The organism is Sphingomonas sp. Leaf38, from assembly GCF_001421825.1.
Lineage (GTDB): Bacteria > Pseudomonadota > Alphaproteobacteria > Sphingomonadales > Sphingomonadaceae > Sphingomonas.
Window position 1 is genome coordinate 1,151,106 of sequence record NZ_LMLD01000011.1, and the last position, 19,689, is coordinate 1,170,794.

At 65.7% G+C, this 19,689-nt stretch carries 12 protein-coding genes; 1 reads left to right on the forward strand and 11 read right to left on the reverse strand.

Going from position 1 to position 19,689, the window contains the following annotated elements:
* From ASE88_RS12675 to ASE88_RS12725, 10 genes are all read right to left on the reverse strand, one after another.
* The coding region (locus tag ASE88_RS12675; protein ID WP_056478330.1) for a filamentous hemagglutinin N-terminal domain-containing protein at positions 1-2,046 on the reverse strand (2,046 nt) is incomplete at its 3' end.
* A gap of 55 nt (positions 2,047-2,101) precedes the next feature.
* Entirely contained in the window at positions 2,102-3,784 is a 1,683-nt protein-coding gene (locus ASE88_RS12680; RefSeq protein ID WP_056478331.1) for a ShlB/FhaC/HecB family hemolysin secretion/activation protein, read from the reverse strand.
* 433 nt (positions 3,785-4,217) lie between these two features.
* Positions 4,218-5,006 carry a Crp/Fnr family transcriptional regulator gene (locus ASE88_RS12685; protein WP_082466528.1) on the reverse strand — a complete coding sequence of 263 codons (789 nt, stop codon included), beginning with the start codon at positions 5,004-5,006 and terminating at the stop codon, positions 4,218-4,220.
* Positions 5,007-5,638: 632 nt separating this feature from the next.
* On the reverse strand, positions 5,639-8,140 hold the full coding sequence (locus ASE88_RS12695; RefSeq protein ID WP_056478334.1) for a TIM-barrel domain-containing protein: 2,502 nt from the start codon (positions 8,138-8,140) through the stop codon (positions 5,639-5,641).
* Complete coding sequence (locus ASE88_RS12700) at positions 8,137-9,666, reverse strand: tryptophan halogenase family protein (protein ID WP_082466529.1); 1,530 nt, start codon at positions 9,664-9,666, stop codon at positions 8,137-8,139. Before ASE88_RS12700 ends, ASE88_RS12695 begins: the two co-directional genes overlap by 4 nt.
* Entirely contained in the window at positions 9,663-11,267 is a 1,605-nt protein-coding gene (locus ASE88_RS12705; RefSeq protein ID WP_056478335.1) for an alpha-amylase family glycosyl hydrolase, read from the reverse strand. The genes ASE88_RS12700 and ASE88_RS12705 overlap by 4 nt, the downstream gene beginning before the upstream one ends.
* Positions 11,268-11,302: 35 nt before the next feature.
* Positions 11,303-12,856, reverse strand: coding sequence for a tryptophan halogenase family protein (locus tag ASE88_RS12710; protein ID WP_235527931.1), 1,554 nt, complete (start codon positions 12,854-12,856; stop codon positions 11,303-11,305).
* A 44-nt stretch (positions 12,857-12,900) separates the two neighbouring features.
* Entirely contained in the window at positions 12,901-15,846 is a 2,946-nt protein-coding gene (locus tag ASE88_RS12715; protein WP_056478336.1) for a TonB-dependent receptor, read from the reverse strand.
* A 178-nt stretch (positions 15,847-16,024) separates the two neighbouring features.
* Positions 16,025-16,702 (reverse strand): DUF6445 family protein, encoded by a 678-nt coding sequence (locus tag ASE88_RS12720; protein ID WP_156357018.1) that lies wholly within the window; start codon positions 16,700-16,702, stop codon positions 16,025-16,027.
* Positions 16,703-17,090: 388 nt separating this feature from the next.
* A complete protein-coding gene (locus tag ASE88_RS12725) occupies positions 17,091-17,981 on the reverse strand; it encodes a type 1 glutamine amidotransferase (RefSeq protein ID WP_082466530.1) in 891 nt (296 codons plus the stop codon).
* A gap of 213 nt (positions 17,982-18,194) precedes the next feature.
* Here ASE88_RS12725 and ASE88_RS12730 point away from each other — a divergent pair, with 213 nt between their 5' ends.
* Positions 18,195-18,431, forward strand: a complete 237-nt coding sequence (locus tag ASE88_RS12730; protein WP_056478338.1) for a hypothetical protein — start codon at positions 18,195-18,197, stop codon at positions 18,429-18,431.
* Positions 18,432-18,509: 78 nt separating this feature from the next.
* On the opposite strand, the gene ASE88_RS12735 is transcribed toward ASE88_RS12730, so the two are convergent.
* Positions 18,510-19,689: MFS transporter (locus ASE88_RS12735; RefSeq protein WP_235527932.1), on the reverse strand; the 1,180-nt coding region annotated here is incomplete at its 5' end.

Genomic DNA, 19,689 nt, shown 5'->3' on the forward strand with positions numbered 1-19,689 from the left:
AGCGGGCGCCGGAGCGGGCGCTGGAGCTGGAGCTGGAGCTGGAGCAGGCGCCGCAGCCGTAATCGTCCCTGTCGTCCGGAACCCGGCGACGCAGCACGAACTCGCCAGCGCGTACTGATCCGCGTTGGCGCCGGTCAGAGTGTAGCCGCTGAAGCTGACGCCGATCCCGGTGCCTTCGCCGGTGCTATCGAATGTCGCGGTCGCATTCGGACCTGCGACCAGCGATACGCCGGTCGGCGTGCCAGAGGTACCGTTGGTGTTGAAGCCGCTCAGCACCACCGCATTGGTGCCATCGGCGACCTTCTGTGCGGTCGGGAAGAGCAGCATGCGCTGGGTGATCGCCGCGCCTTCGGTCAGTACGAACTCGGTCGAGAAGTCGGTCGGCGTGGTGTAAGAAACCGGGTTGTAGTTGATCGATACCGGCGCCGCTGTGACCGTGGTCGGCGGGGACAATGCGGAGAATACGATCGTGCCGCCGTTGACGCCCGGCCCGGTGCCGTCCGAACCTGCGATCAGCGTGAGCCCGACCGGCAGGCCGAGGCTCTGCGCGGGGATCGTCGTGCCGCGGGTCAGCGTGACGGCGGCGTCGATCATCACGTCATGGCCCGCACACAACGCGATGTTGCCGTCGGTCGTCGTGATCGCATGAAACACCTGCACGTTGCGCCCGGCGTTCAGCAGGATGCTGCCGTTGGTGGTGGTCAGCGCCGCATTGACGTTCACGTCGCGGCCGCAGCACGCGACGATGTTGCCATTGGTCGCGGTGATCGGCGCATTGATATTGACGTCGCGGAACGCGTTCATCGTCAGCGTCGTCGGTACGCCCGACGCGGTCCACGCCACCGCATCGTTGACGAAGATGTCGCCATTGCCGGTGGTCGTATCGCCCGCCGCGGGGATCGTGCTGATGGTGATGCTGGTCGTCACCAGCTGTGCCGACAGCGTCGCGCCCGAGATATTGCCGCCCGCGCCGATCACGTAATCCTGTGGATCGATCAGCCACATGCCAGTCGCGCCGGCCCGTGCGAAGGTCGAGACCTTAGCGGTGTCGGCAACGTTGACGGTGGCCGCCGACGTTTCGATAAAACCGCCATTGCCACCGACCGGAGCGCTCGCGTCGAGCGTGCCGGCGAGACTGACGGTGCCGGTCTTCATGTCGCCGAGCAGCAGGATCGTGCCGCCACGGTTCTGCAACGTGCGCGCCTCGACGATGCCGGTGTTGTTGACCGCGGTATGGAGCAGATCGCCCGCGCCCTGCGCGGTCATCACGACCTTGCCGCCGTCGGCGCGGATCAGCCCGCCGTTGCGGACCATCGCACCGACCGCACCCTTGTCGACCGCGACGTTGAGCAGCCCGTCACCCGCCACGTCGAGTGTGATCGCCTCGCCCCCCGCCAGCACGACGGTGCCGAAATTGGCCTTGATCGTGCCGCTGTTGCCGACGTTCGCGCCAAGCAGCGCGACATAGCCGTTCTTCGCAGTGATCCGGCCGCTGTTCTGCACTGATGCGTTGCTGGTGCCGGCAAAGGTATTTTTGCCCGCGAGGAAATCGGCATCGGAGATGTTCAGCGTCGAGGCGACCAGACCGCCGACGTTCACGTTCGCGGTCTGGCCGAACAGGATGCCGTTCGCGTTGACCAGAAACACCTTCCCGTTCGCGGACAGGTTGCCGAGAATGACGGACGGGTCCGCGCCGAGCACGCGGTTCAGCGCGACCGAGCTGCTGGTCGGCTGGTCGAAGACGACGCTATTGCCCTTGCCGATCGAGAAAGACTGCCAATTGATCGCCGCACGGTCACTGGTCTGCGTCACGGTCAGCGACTTGCTGCCGGCTGCAATGCTTGCCTGGCCCGCGACAACCTCGCCACCGGTTGGCAGCGTCTGCGCCTCGACCGGGCGCGCTGCCATCGTGCCGGCAAGGCTGAAGCCGATCAGCCACGCGAATCGCGCCAGCCCGGTCGTCCCGAACAGGCCCCCGCGCCGTGTGCGAGTGACCGCAGGGGCGGAGCGCCTGATATTTCTGATGGATGCGGGGATGGGGGTCATATGCGGTATCCTTGTGGCGGCGGATGGCCGCAAAATTGGGGAGGTGCTTGCGCAGTCAGAAGGTCTTCGAAAGCTGGAACCAGGCGCGACCCGACTTGTCGGGGGCGGACGTCGCATCCTCGTTGCCGAGCTTGCGCGCATAGGTCGCCTTGGCGGCGATCCCATATGGTCCAGCCCAGCTCAGGCCGGCGCCATAGGCGCTGCGCTTCGCGTGGTTCGATCCGTCGAAATACGGGTGCTTGACGAAATCGACCTCGCCGACGTCGACGAAGCTGAACAGCTGGAGCGCGCCGGGGACGACCTGCGGTAATGCCAGGCGCGCCTCGGCGGTGGCCACATAGCCCTGGTCGCCATACGCCTCGCCCTCGGGATAGGCGCGCACCGCATAGGCGCCGCCAAGCTCCATCCGCTCGGAAATGTCGAGGTTGCTGAATGCGATCTGGCCGCGCGCCGACGCGAACAGCGACAGCGGTCCGGCGATCGTCTGCAACCGCGCGAAGCTGAACTGCAGCTTCCCATAGCGGCCGTCGGTGCGCGCCGTGAGTGCGTCGATCGAACGCTCATACGCGCCGCGAATGTCGAGATTGCCGACCGAATAGCTGAGCGAATACGCGCTCCACCCCCCGCCGAGCAGCGTGTCGTGTTCGTCGCCGCTGAGTCCGGCGGTAATTACCTGCGCGCGGCGATACGTCGTGACATCGACGATGCCAATTCTGTCCTCGAACCATTTCGCGTCGCCGCCGATGGTCAGATAAAGATTGTTGTTGCGCGACCGGATCAGGGGATAACTGGCATAGACGCTCGCGACGTCGGCATTGCCGCTGCCGTCGAGGCTGTCGAATTCCTTGCCGAGCGAATAGTCGAGATGTGCAAAGGCGACGCCCAGCGTGACCTGGCCGATCGGCGCCTGGTATGAGGCGCGGCCATAGGCGAGCCCGGAGAACGACGTAAGTGCGCGCAGGCTCAGCACGTCGCCCGAGCCGGTCGGGTTGTTCCAGTTGAGTGACCCGCCAACGCGGTAGGCGCCTGTGTAGCGATTGCCGGCATTGTCGGCCTCGACGCTGCCGGTGATGCTCTGGCCGGGGGTGATGTCGACGAGCAGGTCAGACGTTCCTACCGCGGTGCCGGGGCTAAGCGTCGACTTCACGCGTACGCCCGGCAGGTCCGACAGCATCAGCAGGCGACGTTCGAGCGGCGCAACCGCAACTGGATCGCCGACGTCGAGCCCGGCAAGGATACCGTTGGCCACGCCGTCCGACAGCCGCGACTCATTCTTGACGCCGATCGCGCCAAAGCGCCCCTCGATCACCGCGATGTTGACCGCGCCGCTCTGGACATCCTGTTCGGGAAGATAGGCGTTCGCGACGAAATAGCCGCGGCTAGTGTAATAAGCGGTGATCTTCGCCGCGAGCATCTTCAGGTCTGACAGATCGAGCTCGCTGTTCGGCACGAACTCCGTGGCGGCGATCAGGTCGGCCTCAGGAAACAGCGTCGCACCGGTCACGCTTAGCGACCGGACGAGCGTCTTGGGGCCACCGGACGCGGAGACGACAACGGGTGTCTTGCGCTCGAACCCGAAATTCGGGTCAGGGGTCACGTCCAGCGGGGTCGGCGGGATCTGCTGGAGCTGTCCACCCGCGCCGACGGGAACCTGCGCTAGCGCCGATTGCGGCAAAACCAGCAGGGCAGCCGGGCTCACGGCCGCAAGCGCGGCCACCCATAGGGTCGACTTATACATGAACACCTCGAAAGTCGCCGCGGATGGAAGGCACGAATCTCCCATCCGCGACAGCGGGAGCCGTTAGGATGGGAATGTCGAGGAAGCCCGAAGTACGGGCGAAACCTTAGTCGTTCGCAGTGGGCGATCTCTGCCGCGTTCCACTGCAGTCGGAAAGCCGACGTGACGTCTTAACTGGCGCAGAGCGTGGGCCGGTCGCGAGGATCGCGGTGTTTGGCCTGCTCCGAATTTCTCTTAACATATGTAAGTCTTGACCGTTTAACGCAAGATAAAATCGACCGTAACGCTGTCAAAAAGTTACAATAAGCGTAAAAATAAAGTGTTTTGCCGGCGGGGCGACACGTGAAGTATTTCGGGAGTGGAGTCCTTGGTTAATCCTGTCGCAAGACAATTGGCGCGATCTGGCCTGGATTCCACATGATCCGTAGCGATTTTAGGTAGGCTGGGTTACGCGTGCTGGTGTATCGACCTGCGGACCGAAATGGAGGTAATCGACCGAAAAGTCGGCGATATCCCGTAGACCTTCCCAGTTTGAAAACCGGACGTAACGCCAGCTTCGTTCGATCAACCCTGCTGTATGCAGCGTCTTCAGCATTCGATTGACGTGTACGGCCGTCAATCCGGTCGCCTGGCCGATCTGTTCCTGCGACATCGGCAATTCATAGCCGGCGCTGGTGACGCGTTCCCAGGCATCGCTACGGACCGCGAATTCGCACAGGAAATGCGACACGCGCCGTAAGCCGTCCCTGCCGCCGATATTGACCAGCCACTCGCGCGCGATCGCGTTGTTGATCGCCTGTCGGATCCCCAAAGCTTGCGCAATCGCGGGCCGACGCAGCGCGAGTTGCTGGACGGCAACCAATGGTATGATCGCCACCTCAATTTGGGTCAGTGCGCGCGTATCATGGTCGGCGGTCCGCAAGAACAGATGCTCGATGCCAACAGCATCGCCTGGAATCCCCAACGATACGATCTGCGACTTGCCTTGGCCGTCATCCCGCTGTCCGTAGCAATAGCCCTCAAGCACGATCGATATCGAATCCGATATATCGCCTTGTCGCACGATATATCCTGCTGGCTTGAACGTCTTTCGGGTCAGCGGCAGTCTAAACGCGTCATGGCGATCGTCCTCGTCAAGCGTTGACTTGAGTGCCATGATGTCAAAGAAGCGTGCAAGTTTTGTATTAATGACAAAGGTTTCGCTAGGATAGAGGGGCGGCATTCCGACAAATCTGCAAACGAGCCGTGATAGCGGTATCGCCTCTATATCATAAGTAGGGCTGATTAAGATCAAATTTTGTTACTAGGTGCATGTGAGATTGTAATATTGTGCTAGGTGCGCAAGTCATTGTTACAGTTGGCTTCCGTATGCGTAAATGCAGATTAGGCGATTTTACGTTACGTTTCGTGGACGTCCGGGTAGCTGTATAGCGAGGGAGCAGCGTCGAAATCACCGCGGGCAAAGATCGCCGTGTCCCCGGGCACGACCTCTAGTTTCGCCCACCGGTCCCAACCGATATGGATGAAGTCGGGCGGCCCAAAGACGCGCACCGCAGCGGAGTATTCATCTCCGCGGAAGCCGACAAAATGGAGTGCCGGCGCTCGCGTCGTCGCGCCGTGGTCAGGCTGACGCCCACGCCTACGTGCTGACGCGACGCAAGTGGTCGCGGCGCACGCCACCATGTCCGAGTCGTCCGTCGTCATGTCAGACGCCAATCGATTCTCCTCCGCCAGCAGGAGCGCACAGGCATAGCCTGGCAAAGGGAGCGGCAAAAGGCGACGCGTCCAAGCCGAATGCGCCTCGTGTCGCCTTCACGCTACCCCTGATCTTGAGCAGGCGGTTACCGGACCGGCTTACCCCGTCCGAGCCTGGCGCCCATCGATGACGAGCGCGCCGGCGCCGGGCTGCGCGGGGATCGTCACGATGGCATTCGCCATGGTAGCATCCCGCACGCTCTCGACCCGCTTGCCCCTCATCATTGCCGCACCGGCGCCGGTCCAGTTGTGGACGGTCACCGCGATCGTCTTCCACCAGGGCTTGAAGCCGCCCTCGGGCTTGGCGAAGTCGATCGACAGGCCGGTCGGCGTGATCGTGCAGCGCACCGTCTGGCGGAAATAGCCGCGGCGCGTGTACGCAAGGCTTCGGCCATCGTCCTCGTACAGCGTCCCCGTGCAGTCCGCGCCGGGATAGACGTCGAGGCGCAGCGGACCGTTCGGGGTTTCGCTCGTGCTCTGGACCAGGGGCTGGCGGGGCAGGATCGTGCCCGCGCGGACGAACACCGGCAGGTGATCGAGCCGCGGCGTCTCGGTCACGCGGTCGCCAAGCGTCCGCGCGGTAGGTACCGCCTGCGTCGCCGACTGGATAGGCCCGGCGGCGGCGGGTTCGGGCGTGCCGACGCGCTGTCCGGTCCAATAGTCGTACCAGCCACCCGCAGGCAGGCAGACGTCGTAGGTCTGCGGCGATTCGGGCTTGGGCGGCGGCGCGATCAGCAGCGACTTGCCCAGCGTGAACGCCATCGACTGGTCGCACGACGCGCTTGCGGCTGCCGGATAGTCGTAGAAGACCGGGCGCATGATCGGATCGCCCAACCGCGCATTCTGGTCGGCCAGCGCGTAGAAATACGGCATCAGCCGATACCGCTCCTCGATGAAGCGGCGGCGGATCGCGAGATGGTCGGGGCCGTCGACCCAGGGCTCGACGCGCGGTGTGCCCGTCGCCGAATGGTTGCGGAACACCGGCGTGAACGCGCCGATCTCGGTCCAGCGCGTGAGCAGGTCGGGGCTCGGGCCCCCTGCGAACCCGCTGACGTCGGCGGCGCTGTAGCCGAAGCCCGACAGGCCGAGGTTGATGATCTGCTGCACCGACAGCTTCAGATGATCCCAGGTCGCGCTGTTGTCGCCGGTCCAGGTCACCGCATAACGCTGCCCGCCGGCATAGCTCGCGCGCGTCATCACGAACGGGCGCTCGTCGGGGCGCAGCTTGAGCAGCCCGTCATAGGTCGCGCGCGTGTTGAGCATGCCGTAGACGTTGTGCGCCTCGCGGTGGTCGGTGATCCGGCCTGCGAAATCGTCGCTGTCGATGTGGTGGCGCGTGTCGAGCGGCATCGTCTTGGTCGGCGTCTCGAAGATCGCCGGCTCGTTCATGTCGTTCCAGAAGCCGGCGATCCCTGCGTCGAGGAACCCCTTATACTGCTCGCCCCACCAGGTGCGCGCGGCAGTCTTGGTGAAGTCGGGGAATACCGACGGGCCGGGCCAGACCGGCGCGACATAGGGGGTACCGTCCGCGTTCTTGATGAACGCGTCGGCCTTCATGCCGCTCTGGTACGGCGCATAGCCCTGCTCGACCGCGGCGATGTGCAGATCGGTGATCGCGACCAACCTGATCCCGTCCGCCTTCATCTCGGTGGCGAGACCGGGCAGGTCGGGGAAGGTCTTGGCGTCGGTCGTGAACGGGCGGTTGCGATCCTGATAGCCGATGTCGAGCCAGATCACGTCGGTCGGCACGCGGTCGCTGCGCAGGCGGGCGGCGATCTGGCGGACCTCGTCGGCGCTGCCATAGCTGTAGCGCGACTGCTGATAGCCGAGCGCCCATTTCGGCGCGAGCGGCGCGTGGCCGGTCAGGTCGGCATAACGCCTAGTAACCTCGGCCATCGAGGGGCCGGCGATGAAGTAATAGTCGATCGGGCCGTCGGGGCCGCCGAACGAGAGCGTCTCGGCGTCGCGGTGGCCGAAATCGAACCAGGTGCGATAGGTGTTGTCGAGCAGGATGCCGTAGCTGCCGCCCGCACCGCCGCTGCCGATAAAGAACGGGATCGACTTGTAGATCGGATCGTCCGCACTGCTGAACCCGAATGCGTCGGTGTTCCAGTCGACAAAGCCGTGGCCGCGCCGGTCGAGCCCCTGCGTCTTGTCGCCAAGGCCGTAGAAATGCTCGGCGATCGGCAGCGTCTTGGCGATCGTGAACGCCTTGCCGTCGGTGCTGACGGGGGCGGCGTCGGCGGAGATGATCTTGCCATCGAGCGTCTCGAACGTGATCGCGCCGCCCGCACCGATGCGGACGCGCACGCTGGCGGTCGTGAACCCGTCGGGGGCGGCGGTCACCTTGGTCGCCTGTTTGCGGGTCGCAGCCGTCACCGCCCAGCTCGCGTCCTCGGCGAACGCGCCGTTCTTGGCGACGCGGACGCGGACGAGGCCGTCGGTCATCGCAGTGATCCGCATGGCCGTCGCGCCTGCACGAACCTCGACGCCATCGCTGCGCGGGGTGAGCGTGGGGGCGGCGAGCATGGTCGTTTGCGCCTGGACGGGGACGCTGCACAGGCCGGCGGTGGCGGCGAGCAGGAGGGCGAGATGTTTCATGCAATATCCTTGAGGTCCGCGGGGCGGAGACGAGAGGCGTGCGACCCGAAATTCATCGCGCATCGGGTCAGGAAATCGTCGATCCGGGTCATGTCGACCGGGTCGATATCCGCACCGGGCGGGATCAGCCGCGCAGGCTCGGGGAAGGTGCCGTAGCCCGCGAACAGGCAGTGCCAGCTGATCGCGGAATAATAGCGGGCAAGCCCGGCGCGCTCGATCGCCGCGACCATGTCGGCGCCGGTGAACCAAGCGGACATCAGCATCTTCAGCTCGTCCGACAGCGCCTCGATGCCGCGCGCGTGCGCCCAATAGCCGGTCGGATCGTCGCGGCGCTGGTTCAGCCGGTAATGCGCGACGATGTAATCGCGGACACCGTCATAGCGTGCGGCGATCCGCGTGTTGAACGCGCTGCGCACCGCGTCCGTCGCGCCGCCTGCGTCCGCCCCGTCGAGGAACGCCTCGACCGTCGCGATCACCAGATGCAGCGCGGTCGCCTCGAGCGGTTCGAGGAAGCCCTGCGCCAGCCCGACCGCGAGCGCGTTGTGCGACCAGCTCTCACGCACGCGACCGACGCGCATCTTGAGGTGGCGGGCGTCGCCAGCCTCGGTCCCGACATGCGCGCGCAGCTCGGCCTCGGCCTGCGCTTCGGTCAGGTGGCGGCTGGAGTAGACATAGCCGTTGCCGATGCGGCTGGTCAGCGGGATGTGCCACGCCCAGCCTGCGGACAGCGCGGTCGCGCGAGTCTGGCTGGGGATCGGCGCGCCGGGGGCGTGCGCGGTCGGCATCACCACCGCGCGGTCGTTAAACAGCGCGGTGGCATAGCTGACGAACGGCACGTCGAGCGCCGTGAAGATCGTGCTGCGAAACCCGCTGGCGTCGACGAAGAAATTCCCCGCGATCCGCCCGCCATCGGTATCGATCAGCGCTGCGATCTGGCCGGTCGGGGTGCGCTCGACGCATGCGATCCGGCGCTGAACATGGTCGACGCCGAGTGTCCCGCTCGCATGCGCGGCGAGGAACGCACCGACCTTGTACGCGTCGAAATGATAGCCGTAGCTTACCTCGAACGGGAAGCTCGCGGCGGGCTGCGGCGCGCAGTACGCAGCGGCGAGGCGGGCGGGGAGCAGGAACCGGTCGGGATGCGCCTCGACATAGCGGCCCGTCCGGAGCGCGCGCGTGTTGTAGAAGAACTGCGATGCGGTGTGGCCGTCGAGCGCGGTCGGGAAGGGGTGGAAATAGCGCTCGTACCCGGCGCGGTCCGACCAGCCATCGAACCCGATCCCGAGCTTGTAGGTGGCGTCGCACGCGGGCATCCACGCGTCCTCGGCGATGCCCAGCGTGTCGAAGAAGTGTTTGAGCTGCGGAGTCGAGCCTTCGCCAACGCCGACGATGCCGATTTCCGGGCTCTCGACCAGCGTGACCCGCATGCCGCGCGCACGCCAGCGATGCGCGATCAGGCACGCGGTCATCCACCCTGCGGTGCCGCCGCCGAGGATGACGATGTGCTGGCCGAGCCCGTCGATCACCGCCGCAGCACCAGCCCCGACAGCGGCGGCAGGCTGGTCGTGTCGGCGCCCTCGGTCGCGAACAGCCTCTCGCCATAGGTCGCGATCCCGGTCGGCCAGTCGCGAGGCTGCTCGCCCAGATTGAACGTGCAGAGCAGAGTCTCGTCGTCGCACACGCGCTCGAACGCGATCACCGCCTCGTCACTGTGCACGATCCGCAGGCTGCCTGTCCGCAGCGCGGGATGCGCTTTCCGCGCGGCAATCAGCGTCCGGGTCCAGTGCAGCAACGACGTCGCGTCGGCCTCCTGCACGTCGACTGCGATCCCCCGGTGGTCCTCGCCGAACGGCAGCCAGGGCCGCGTGCTGCCGAACCCGAGATCCGCTGCCGCGCCGATCCACGGCATCGGCGTGCGCGCGCCGTCGCGTGACAGCGTCAACGGCCAGTTGGCGATCGCCTCGGGATCGAGCAGGTCGGCAAACGCGATGTCGACCTGGGTTAGCCCCAGTTCCTCGCCCTGGTACAGGAAGATGTTGCCGCGCAGCGCGACCAGCAGCAGCATCTTCATCCGCGCGAACGCATCGCTTCGGTCGGGCGTCGTCCAGCGCGAGATCGCGCGCGGCGCGTCGTGGTTCTCGAACGCCCAGCTCGGCCAGCCGAGCCCTGGCGTATCGGGCCAGTTGCCGACCGCATCGACGATCAGCTCGGGCGTCAGCCGGTCCGCGTACAGGAAGTCGAATCCGTACGCGCTGTTCAGACGTCCGTTGCCGCCGGTGAACAGCTTCATCTCGCGGTCGCTGTCGTCGCCGCCGACTTCGGCGACCGTGAACCCGGTGCCATGCGCGTCGAGCAGCGCGCGAATCCGCTCGATGAAGCCGACGATATCGGGATGGCTCTGGTTGTGGAGCTTCAGCTGGAAATCGAACGACCGCGTGCGCGCGCGGTTGGTCGCGGGCGCGGGCGGATTGTCGGTCAGCGCGGGGTCGTGCATCGCGAAGTTGATCGCATCGAGGCGGAAGCCGTCGACGCCGCGATCCAGCCAGAACTTCGCCGTGCCGATCAACGCGTCCTGCACCGCAGGGTTGTGGCCGTTGAGCTGCGGCTGGTCCTTCAGGAAATTGTGCAGGTAATATTGCCCGCGCCGCGCATCCCACGTCCAGGCCGGGCCGCCGAACACCGACTGCCAGTTCGAGGGCGGGGTGCCGTCGGGTTTCGCGTCCGCCCAGACATACCAATCCGCCTTGTCGCTGCTGCGCGACGCGCGGCTCTGGCGGAACCAGTCATGCTCCTCCGACGTGTGCGAATAGACCTGGTCGATGATGATCTTGAGGCCCAGCGCATGCGCGCGCGCGATCAGCGCGTCGAAATCGTCGAGCGTGCCGAAGATCGGATCGACGTCGCGGTAATCCGACACGTCATAGCCGAAATCCTTCATCGGCGAGGTGAAGAACGGCGACAGCCACACCGCATCGACGCCGAGCGCGGCGACATAGTCGAGATGCGCAGTGATGCCGTTCAAGTCGCCGATCCCGTCGCCATTCGCATCGGCGAAACTGCGCGGATAGATCTGGTAGATCGTGGCGCCCTTCCACCAGGGCGTCGTCGGTGTCTCGGTAGCGGTCATCGGTCTCGATCGTAGAAGGGGGGCGTCGGCGACGGTCATGCCGCAAGGCTCGCGGCGGCGGCGCAATGCTGGGCGACGAACGCCGCATGGTCCTGCATCTGGTTCGCCTCGCGCGCGTTCAGTTTGTCGATCGTGTCCATGAATTCGCCCAGGTCCGCGGTCGATATCGCGTCCGCCAAGGGATGATGGCCGTCCGGCACGATGCCTTGCCCGGCCAGCACCTGCAGCCAGCCGACTTCGGTGAACAGCTCCTCATGCTCGCGCACGATGTGGCCGTTGCCGCGCCACAGTTCGATCTTGGTGGCCAGCGTATCGGGGACGGCCATGTCGCGGCATGCGCGCCAGAACGGCGTGTCGTCGCGTGTCGTCGCCTTGTAGTGGAGGACGATGAAGTCGCGGATGCGCTCGTATTCGAAGTCGCTCTGGCGGTTGAACTCGGCACGATCGACCTCGGCGATGACGCGGCCGGGCAACAGTTTTAACAGCCGCGCGACCGCCGACTGGATCAAGTGGATGCTGGTCGATTCGAGCGGCTCCATGAACCCTGCCGCCAGTCCCAGCGCGACGACATTGTGGTTCCACATCCGCTTGCGGCGACCGGTGCGGAACGTGATCGTGCGCGGATCGGCCATCGCCGACGTGTCGAGCCCGCGCAGCAGCGTCGCGGTCGCCTCGTCCTCGCTCAAATGCGCGCTCGAATAGACGACGCCGTTGCCGGTCCGGTGCTGCAACGGGATCCGCCACTGCCAGCCGGCGCCATGCGCGGTCGAGCGCGTGTACGGTGTGAACTTTTCGCTGCGCGCAGACGGCACCGCGATCGCGCGATCGCACGGCAGCCAGTGCGTCCAGTCCTCATACCCCGTGCCGAGTGCTTCCTTGATCAGCAGCCCGCGAAAGCCGGTGCAGTCGATATACAGGTCGGCGGCGACGGTCGTGCCATTCTCGAGCACCAGCCCGGATACGTCGCCGCTATCGCCGTCGCGCGTCACGCGGACGATCTTCCCCTCGATCCGGTTGACGCCGCGCGTCTCGGAATAGCGCCGCAGATAGCGCGCATAGAGAGCCGCATCGAAATGATAGGCGTACGGCATCGACGCCAGCGCGCGGGACGTGCGCGCAGGCCCGCGCTGCATTCGCCCGGCCATCGCGGCATGCGTGTTGAGCGAGTAGGCACCCAGATCGCCGGCGAGCCCGAGCGACCGCGCGCGCAGCCAATATTGGTGGAACGGCAATAGCCCGACATCGCGCCCGACATCGCCGAACGCATGCATGTAGCGATGGCCCGGCTTGAACCAGTCGACGAACTCGATGCCGAGCTTGAACGTACCGCCGGTCGCACGGAGGAACGCATCCTCGTCGAGCCCGAGCGCATCGTTGAACAGGTGGATCTGCGGGATCGTCGCCTCGCCGACACCGACCGTGCCGATCGCATCGGACTCGATCAGGTCGATCTCGTATCCGGTCTCCAGAAACCGCGCGAACGTCGCCGCCGCCATCCAGCCGGCGGTACCGCCGCCGGCTATCACGATACGCAAAGGGTGATTGGCCATCGTCTGCGTCCCCGCCTCGAAACCGTCAGGTGCCGCCATTGCGGAGCAAGCGCGGGGCGGCATCAACCGCCCCGCTATCGGCATCAGAACTTGTAGGTGATGCCAACATAGTAATCGCGGCCATAGCGCTGGTAGTCGATCACCTGGCGCGGGTCGTCGTTCTGGTACGTCACAAACGGCCGGTCGGTCAGGTTCTTCGCCTGCGCGAGGATCGAGAAGCCCTTCAGCACGCCTTCCTGGAACTCATAGCCGATCTGCGCATCCAGAATGCCTTCCGACTTGGCGGTGCGATAGGTCGGCGTCGCCGACAGCCCCGCGACCTCCGCCAGGAACGACGAGCGGTAGCGATAGTTGGCGCGCGCCTGAAAGCCCCATTTCTCGAAATACACCGTGCCGCTGCCGGTCCATTTGGACAGGCCGGGCAGCGTGATCGGTTCGGGAGAATTGGCGAACTTGATCGTCGAGTCGGTATAGTTGCCGCTGACGAACATCCCGAACCCGTCGAGCGCGCTGGTGAGCTTCTTGAACGGCAACGACAGCGTCGCCTCGACGCCCAGCACTTCGCCACGACCGGTGTTGGCGGGTGCGCTGACGTTGCCGATGTTCTGGCCGGCCGCGAGCACCGTCGCGCGCTGCGCCGGGGTCAGCGCCCCCAGCAGCGACGTGAAGTCGAACGCATAGCTGTTGTTCGGATCGACGAAGTCGGTCAGTCGCTTGAAATAGCCCGACAGCGCGACATAGCCGCCGCCGTCGAAATATTTCTCGGTCGAGATGTCCATGTTGATCGACTTGTACGGGCGCAGCGCGACGTTGCCGCCGGTCGACGAGAAGACCGGGAACAGCCCCGCCGGCGTGCGACCGATGTTGGGCAGGTTGATGCTGACGTCCTGCGTCACGCGCTCTTGGTCGAGACGCGGACGGACCATCGTCTGCGACGCACCCAGCTTCACATAGCCGCCGTCGATCAGCTCGACCGACAGCGTACCCGAGGGGAGGATGTCGGTGTACTTCTCGGTCTGGTCGGCGGGCGCGATCGTGACCACGCTGTTCACGACGCTCGCGATCTGCCCGACGGAGCGCTGGTCGGACCGGATGACCTGCACGCCGAGCGCGCCCTTCAGCGCCTTGCCGCCCACTTCGCCGTCGATGTTGAGTTTCGCATAGCCGGTATAGACGTTCTCGATCACGCGGTTGTCGCGCACCAGCGCCGACGGCCGGTTGTCGAACGCCGGCGTCAGTGCGTTCGCGTAAACCGCCAGCGGGTCATAGGTCAGCATCGCGGGGATGCCGAGATAGTCGAGCGCGATGTTCTTGCCGAGCAACGCGTCGGTCGGGACCGCCAGGCTGGTGGGCGTGCCGCTCGTCACGGTGCAGCCCGTGCCTGCGCCCTTGGGGCAGAGGAAGTAGGAGGTGTAAGCGCTGGTCTTCTCGCGACGGCTATAGTTGGCGCCGACCTCCCAGCCCTTGACGACGCTGCCCTCGAACTCGCCGTTCAGGCTGGCGCGGAGCGACTTGAGGTCGTCCTTGAAGCTCGGCTGGTTGAGGAAGCCCGCCTGGACGACCGCGGTCGTACCGTTGTTGCCCCAGCCTTGCGGGTCGGTCAGCTTGAAGGTGTTCGTGTTGGTGTAGTCGAGCGTCGGCACGATCTTGTAGGTGCCGTTGCCGTTCTGCGTCACGCTCACGCGGTCGGCGACGCCGCTCTTGGCGAAGCCGGTGCCGGTGTTGGTCTCAAGCAGGAAGTCGGTGCGCTTCGCCTTGCTCCAGCTAGCATCGACGTTGAGGTGGATGCTGTCGGTCAGCTTGAGGTCGTTGTTCCAGCCGAGCGAGAGGTTCTCCGCCTTGCGCTGGTTATAGTCGTTGCGCTGCACCGCGAAGACGTTGGTGAAGGTGGTCGCCGTCGCGAACCCGTCGGCGACCGTAAGGCCGCTCTGCGTCGGATCGGAAAAGCCGAGCGGGAATTCGATGCCGCGCAGCCGCTGCGTTTCCTCGAAATGCGAATAGAGCGCGTCGAAGGTCGAGTGGAAATTGTCCGACGGCGCCCATTCGACCGTGCCGACCGCGCCGTAGCGCTTGAGCTCGTTCGACTGCACATAGGGCTTGGCGCCGCCCAGCACATAGGGGGAGGCGGCGGTGCCGCTGCCGGCATAGCCCCAGGCATTGTAGCGCTCGTCCTGCGACGGGGTCTGCGTGGCGGACACGCCGATCGCGACGCCCAGCGTGTTGTCGAGGAACTTGTCGACATAGGTCGCCGACGCGCGATAGCCGTACCGCGATGAATCCGGGTTCAGATTGTCGATGCCGTTCATCTGCCCGCGCGCATTGATCGCGAACACCCGGTTCGACTGATCCAGCGGGCGCAGCATGCGCAGGTCGACCGTGCCCGAGATGCCCGCCGCGATCAGCGACGCGTCGGCGGACTTGTAGACATTGACGTTGCGGAAGAATTCCGACGGGTACTGGTCATATTCGACGCCGCGATTGTCGCCGACGGTGACCTGCTCGCGGCCGTTGAGCAGCGTGGTCGAGAAATCGGGGCCGAGGCCGCGGATCGACAGGCGCTGGTCGCGACCCTCGAGGCGCTGTGCGGTGACGCCGGGCAGACGGGCAAGCGAGTCGGCGATCGACACGTCGGGCAGCTTGCCGACGTCTTCGGCGGAGACCGAGTCGACAATCAGCACCGACTCGCGCTTGATCTTGGCGGAGGATGCGAGGCTGGCACGGATGCCGGTGACGACGATGTCACCGCTGCCCGACGCGTCGTCCTGTGGCGCTGCGGGTACCGCGTCGGCTGGTTGCGGGGTCGGATCGGCGACGGTGGTCACCGCCTCGACCTGTGCGGCGGCGGTTGGATTGGCGTTTGCGGTGCCGGGCGTCGTGGTCGACGGCGCGACCTGCGCGAACACGGCATGGCTCGGCAGGATCAGGGCGGCGGCGAGCGCGGTGGCGCTGGCGCACCGCGTGAGGCGGCTGCGCCGGGCGCAAGGCGAGGCGGTCTTCGCGCGGGCGCGGCTCGGTTCAAACTGGTTCATGACATCCCCTTCGGCGAGACAAATCCCGCGCATCCTCAACTATTTGCGTCAGTGTCCTCGACGTCGTGCAGGCGCGTCGATTGTCCTGGTGATGCTGTATCGATGACGGCGTCGCGACAAAAGGAGTCGGCATACGTATTCACGCGCCGCATGCTGCGGGCGCGACAGGGTGGCGCGATCAGTCGTCGGACAGGAACAGGTTCAACGTCAGACGACCGACGAGCGGATCGGCGCTGAGCGTCACCTGGGGCGGCAGGTCGGCGCAGTGCAGCGTGTTGCCGGCGTAGATCAGCGCGCGGTTGAACCGGGCGGGCTGTACCGCAATCCGTTCGTACAGGGCTGTATCGCCAGCGATATACGCAGCGTCGGGCAAACCATGCGTCTGGACTTCGCAATCGAGGTGCGCCTTGAACCGATCGAGCCTTGTCGCGTCGACACTCTCATAGCCAGTCACCCGCTGACGGTAGAACGCCGTACCGCCCTGTTCGCCGTGGCCGAGAAACAGAAGCATGGCGATCCGACGCGGCTCGACTCCATCGAAATGCGGCAGGCGCTGGATCGGCGCGAGTTCGGCGGGCGCGGTCGTGACCAGCGAATAATAGGCTTCGGATACTGCCGGCGCGGGGTCGAGCCCAAAATGCTCGGCGAGCAGCGGTGCGATCCGGCGCCGCATCGTCTCGGCGAGCCGCGGCGGGACCGGCGCGCGTACGCCCGGATAATGCGGACCGATCATCCCCATTTTCAGACTCGCGGCATCCTCTCGCAGGCCTTGGGGATCGGACCAGAAGTCGTCGATCGCGATCAGCGGGCGGCGTTCCTCGCCCTGAACGTGGATGGTGGCTGCCGCGTCGATCATCCCCGCGTCCATGCCGCGCGCTCGCCGATTAGGAAAGCCCTCGATCTCGCTCCAGCGTTGCGCGACGGCCGCGGCACCGGATTCGGGGAACGCACGCTTCGCGTCGGCGACGCGGTCGTTGTCGTTGTCGACCGAGACGACGATCTCGCCCGACAGGGCTGCATCGTCGCGCGTTTCGGGGACGGGGCCTTGCCGGCGGCGTCCGACCCCGCAGTGTCGCTGCCCGCGCCGTTGGCGGCGTCTTCAGTCGAGATCAGGATCTGTGCGCGCTCAGTCACCTGTTCCCGGACGAGGCGTTCGACCGTCATCTCCGCATCGCGTTGGGTATCGAACTTGGCGGGGAGGGCGATCGACAGAGCTGGCTCCAGTTGCAGATGTCGTCACAGGATCAGGCTGGACACACGTCGGCGGTGTGTGAGGAACGGTGCCGCCGCTCCTGCGACGCCGCCGCAGCGAGATAGTCGAGAAAATTGATGAGTTCAGTACGCCGGCTGGCTTCGTCCGCGAACGCGCGATCGATCCCCAGCGCCCACAACAACGAGCGCCGGTCGGGATCGTCATGCAGCGCATCGAGCAGCGTTGCGATGCGCTCGACCGCCGTCTCGGTTTCGGCAAGCCCCGCCTCGACGATTTCCGCCGCCTGCCGCCGTAATGCTATGGCGATCTCGCCGGGGGCCAGTTCGGGATGATATTGGACGCCCCAGAACACCCCGCCGTCATGGCGGATCTCGGCGGCCTGGATCGCCGTGACCGCATTGCTCGCGAGCAGCGTCGCATCCGCCGGCAAAGACTCGACCTCGTCGCCGTGGATCGCGGGCGCGTCCCAACAGGCGGCGCGATTGGCCAGCAGCGGGTGGTCGCGCCCCGCGGCAGTCTTGGTAATACGGCGTGCGATCCCGGCCTCCATTCGCTCGGGCATCTTGCGCACGGTTCCTCCCGCCGCGGCGACCGCGAGCTGAAGTCCGGCGCAGGAGCCGAACGATGGCGTACCCGATGCGAACACGGTTTGCATGAAGGTGATCTGGCGGCGCACCTCCGGGGTGTCGTCATAGACGTGCAGGGGTGATCCGGTAACGAACACCGCGTCGAACCGGCGCAGCTCGTCCGCTTGAAAAATGTCCGCATCGTCGTCGGCAGGCGCGACGATCGTGATTGCCGCTTCCGGGCGGAGTTGCCGCAGGGTCGCGGCATAGGTCTCGCCCGAACTCTTGCCCGCATGCCGCCGCCGCGCCGCGCGCTCGTCGGCTGTCTCGCTTTCGGCCACCAGAAAATGCAGCAATACCGGTCCTTTGCGCAGCGTCGTCCCAGGCCCAAAGGATGCGTGCGGATTATGCCCGCCAGGATTCGTATAAATCCAGGTCAGGCTGGTGTCGGTTCGCCGAGCCGCCCCGTTCTGGTGGTCGGGCCGCAATCCCGCATATCTTTTCGATGCCAAGCTAATTCATGCCGCCGCCGAGCGCAGCCCGTTGTCGAAAGTATCTGCACGTGGAAAATGGCACGCTCGGCACATGCGTATGTGCGCGGCAACGTCGCCAAATTCTACGATCGGGTCGATGCTTCGCCGGGCGCCCGGCGCGTAACGGCGTGGCCAGCGATCTCGATTGTCGGCGAGGCGGTCAAAGCGGGGCGCTATCTCGCCTTCGTCGTCGGCAAGGCGCATGCCCGGCAGATGGACGACGCCGTGCCGCAGGGCTGGCTGGCGATGCTGGAGACGATCGGCGCAGGTTGATGGCCGCGACGGCCCGGCTGTGGGACAGCGTCGTCTCGCTCGCTGGTCCGCGCGAGGCGGGTATTTCGCAGGGTACGATTACCGTCGCTGCGGCATAGCAACCCTCGTCGTCGCTACGGCGCCCAGGATCATTAGCGCCCCGCCGAGATACAGGATGTTGCGCGGCTCGCCGCCGAGCACCGAATGGTAGAAGAGCGGCACTGTCAGGCTCTCGATGATCATCGGGATGACGATGAACATGTTGAAGATCCCCATATACACGCCGTTGCGCTCGGGCGGAATCATGTCGATCAGCATGATGTACGGGTTGCCCATCATGCTCGCCCAGCCGATGCCGATCCCCAGCATCGCCACGAACAGCCCCGCCTCGTCGCGGATACCGGGGATTGCCAGCATCGCCACGCCCGACGCGAGCAGGCAGGCGGCATGCGCGCTCTTGGCGCCCCAGCGCCGCGCGAGCGGGACCAGCGCGATCGCCGCGACGAACGCGACGGCGTTGTAGAAGGCGCCGAGCTGGCCGACGGTCAGGACGGTATCGCGGAACGCCGTGCTCTTGGCATCCGACGTGCCGTGCAGCGACCGCGCGACTGCGAAGGTGATGAACTGCCAATAGGCGAACATCGCATACCATTGGCACAGCATCGCCAGCGCCAGCTGCCGCATCGGCCTGGGCATCTCGACCAAAGCGGTCCGCAGGTCGCGGAGCGTGCCGCCGAGCGTCAGCGGCTCCTTCGCCAGCCGCGCCTTCTCCTCCTCAGGCAAGGGCAGCTCGGGCACGCGCAGTACCGACCATAGGATCGTCGCCAGCGACAGCACCGCGCCGATCAGGAATGCGATCCGGGTGATGTCGGGAATCCCGTTGCCATCGACCGCGTCCTTGTTGAACCCGATCCACACCAGCAGCGACGGCGCGAGATAGGACAAGGTCTGGGCGAGCCCCGTGAACGCCGATTGTGTCAGGAAGCCCGCGGCGCGCTGGTCGTCGGGCAGGCGATCGCCGACATAGGCGCGGTATGGCTCCATCGTCACGTTGTTGGCCGCATCGAGCACCCACAACAGGCTGGCCGCCACCCATAGCGTCGGGCTGTACGGCATGGCGAGCAGGCACAGGCTGCACAGCACCGCGCCGATCAGGAAATAGGGTGTGCGTCGACCGATCCGGGTAGAGGTCCGGTCGCTCATCGCGCCGATCAGCGGCTGGATCAGCAGCCCGGTCATCGGCCCGGCGAGCCACAGCAACGGCAGGCTCGCCTCGTCC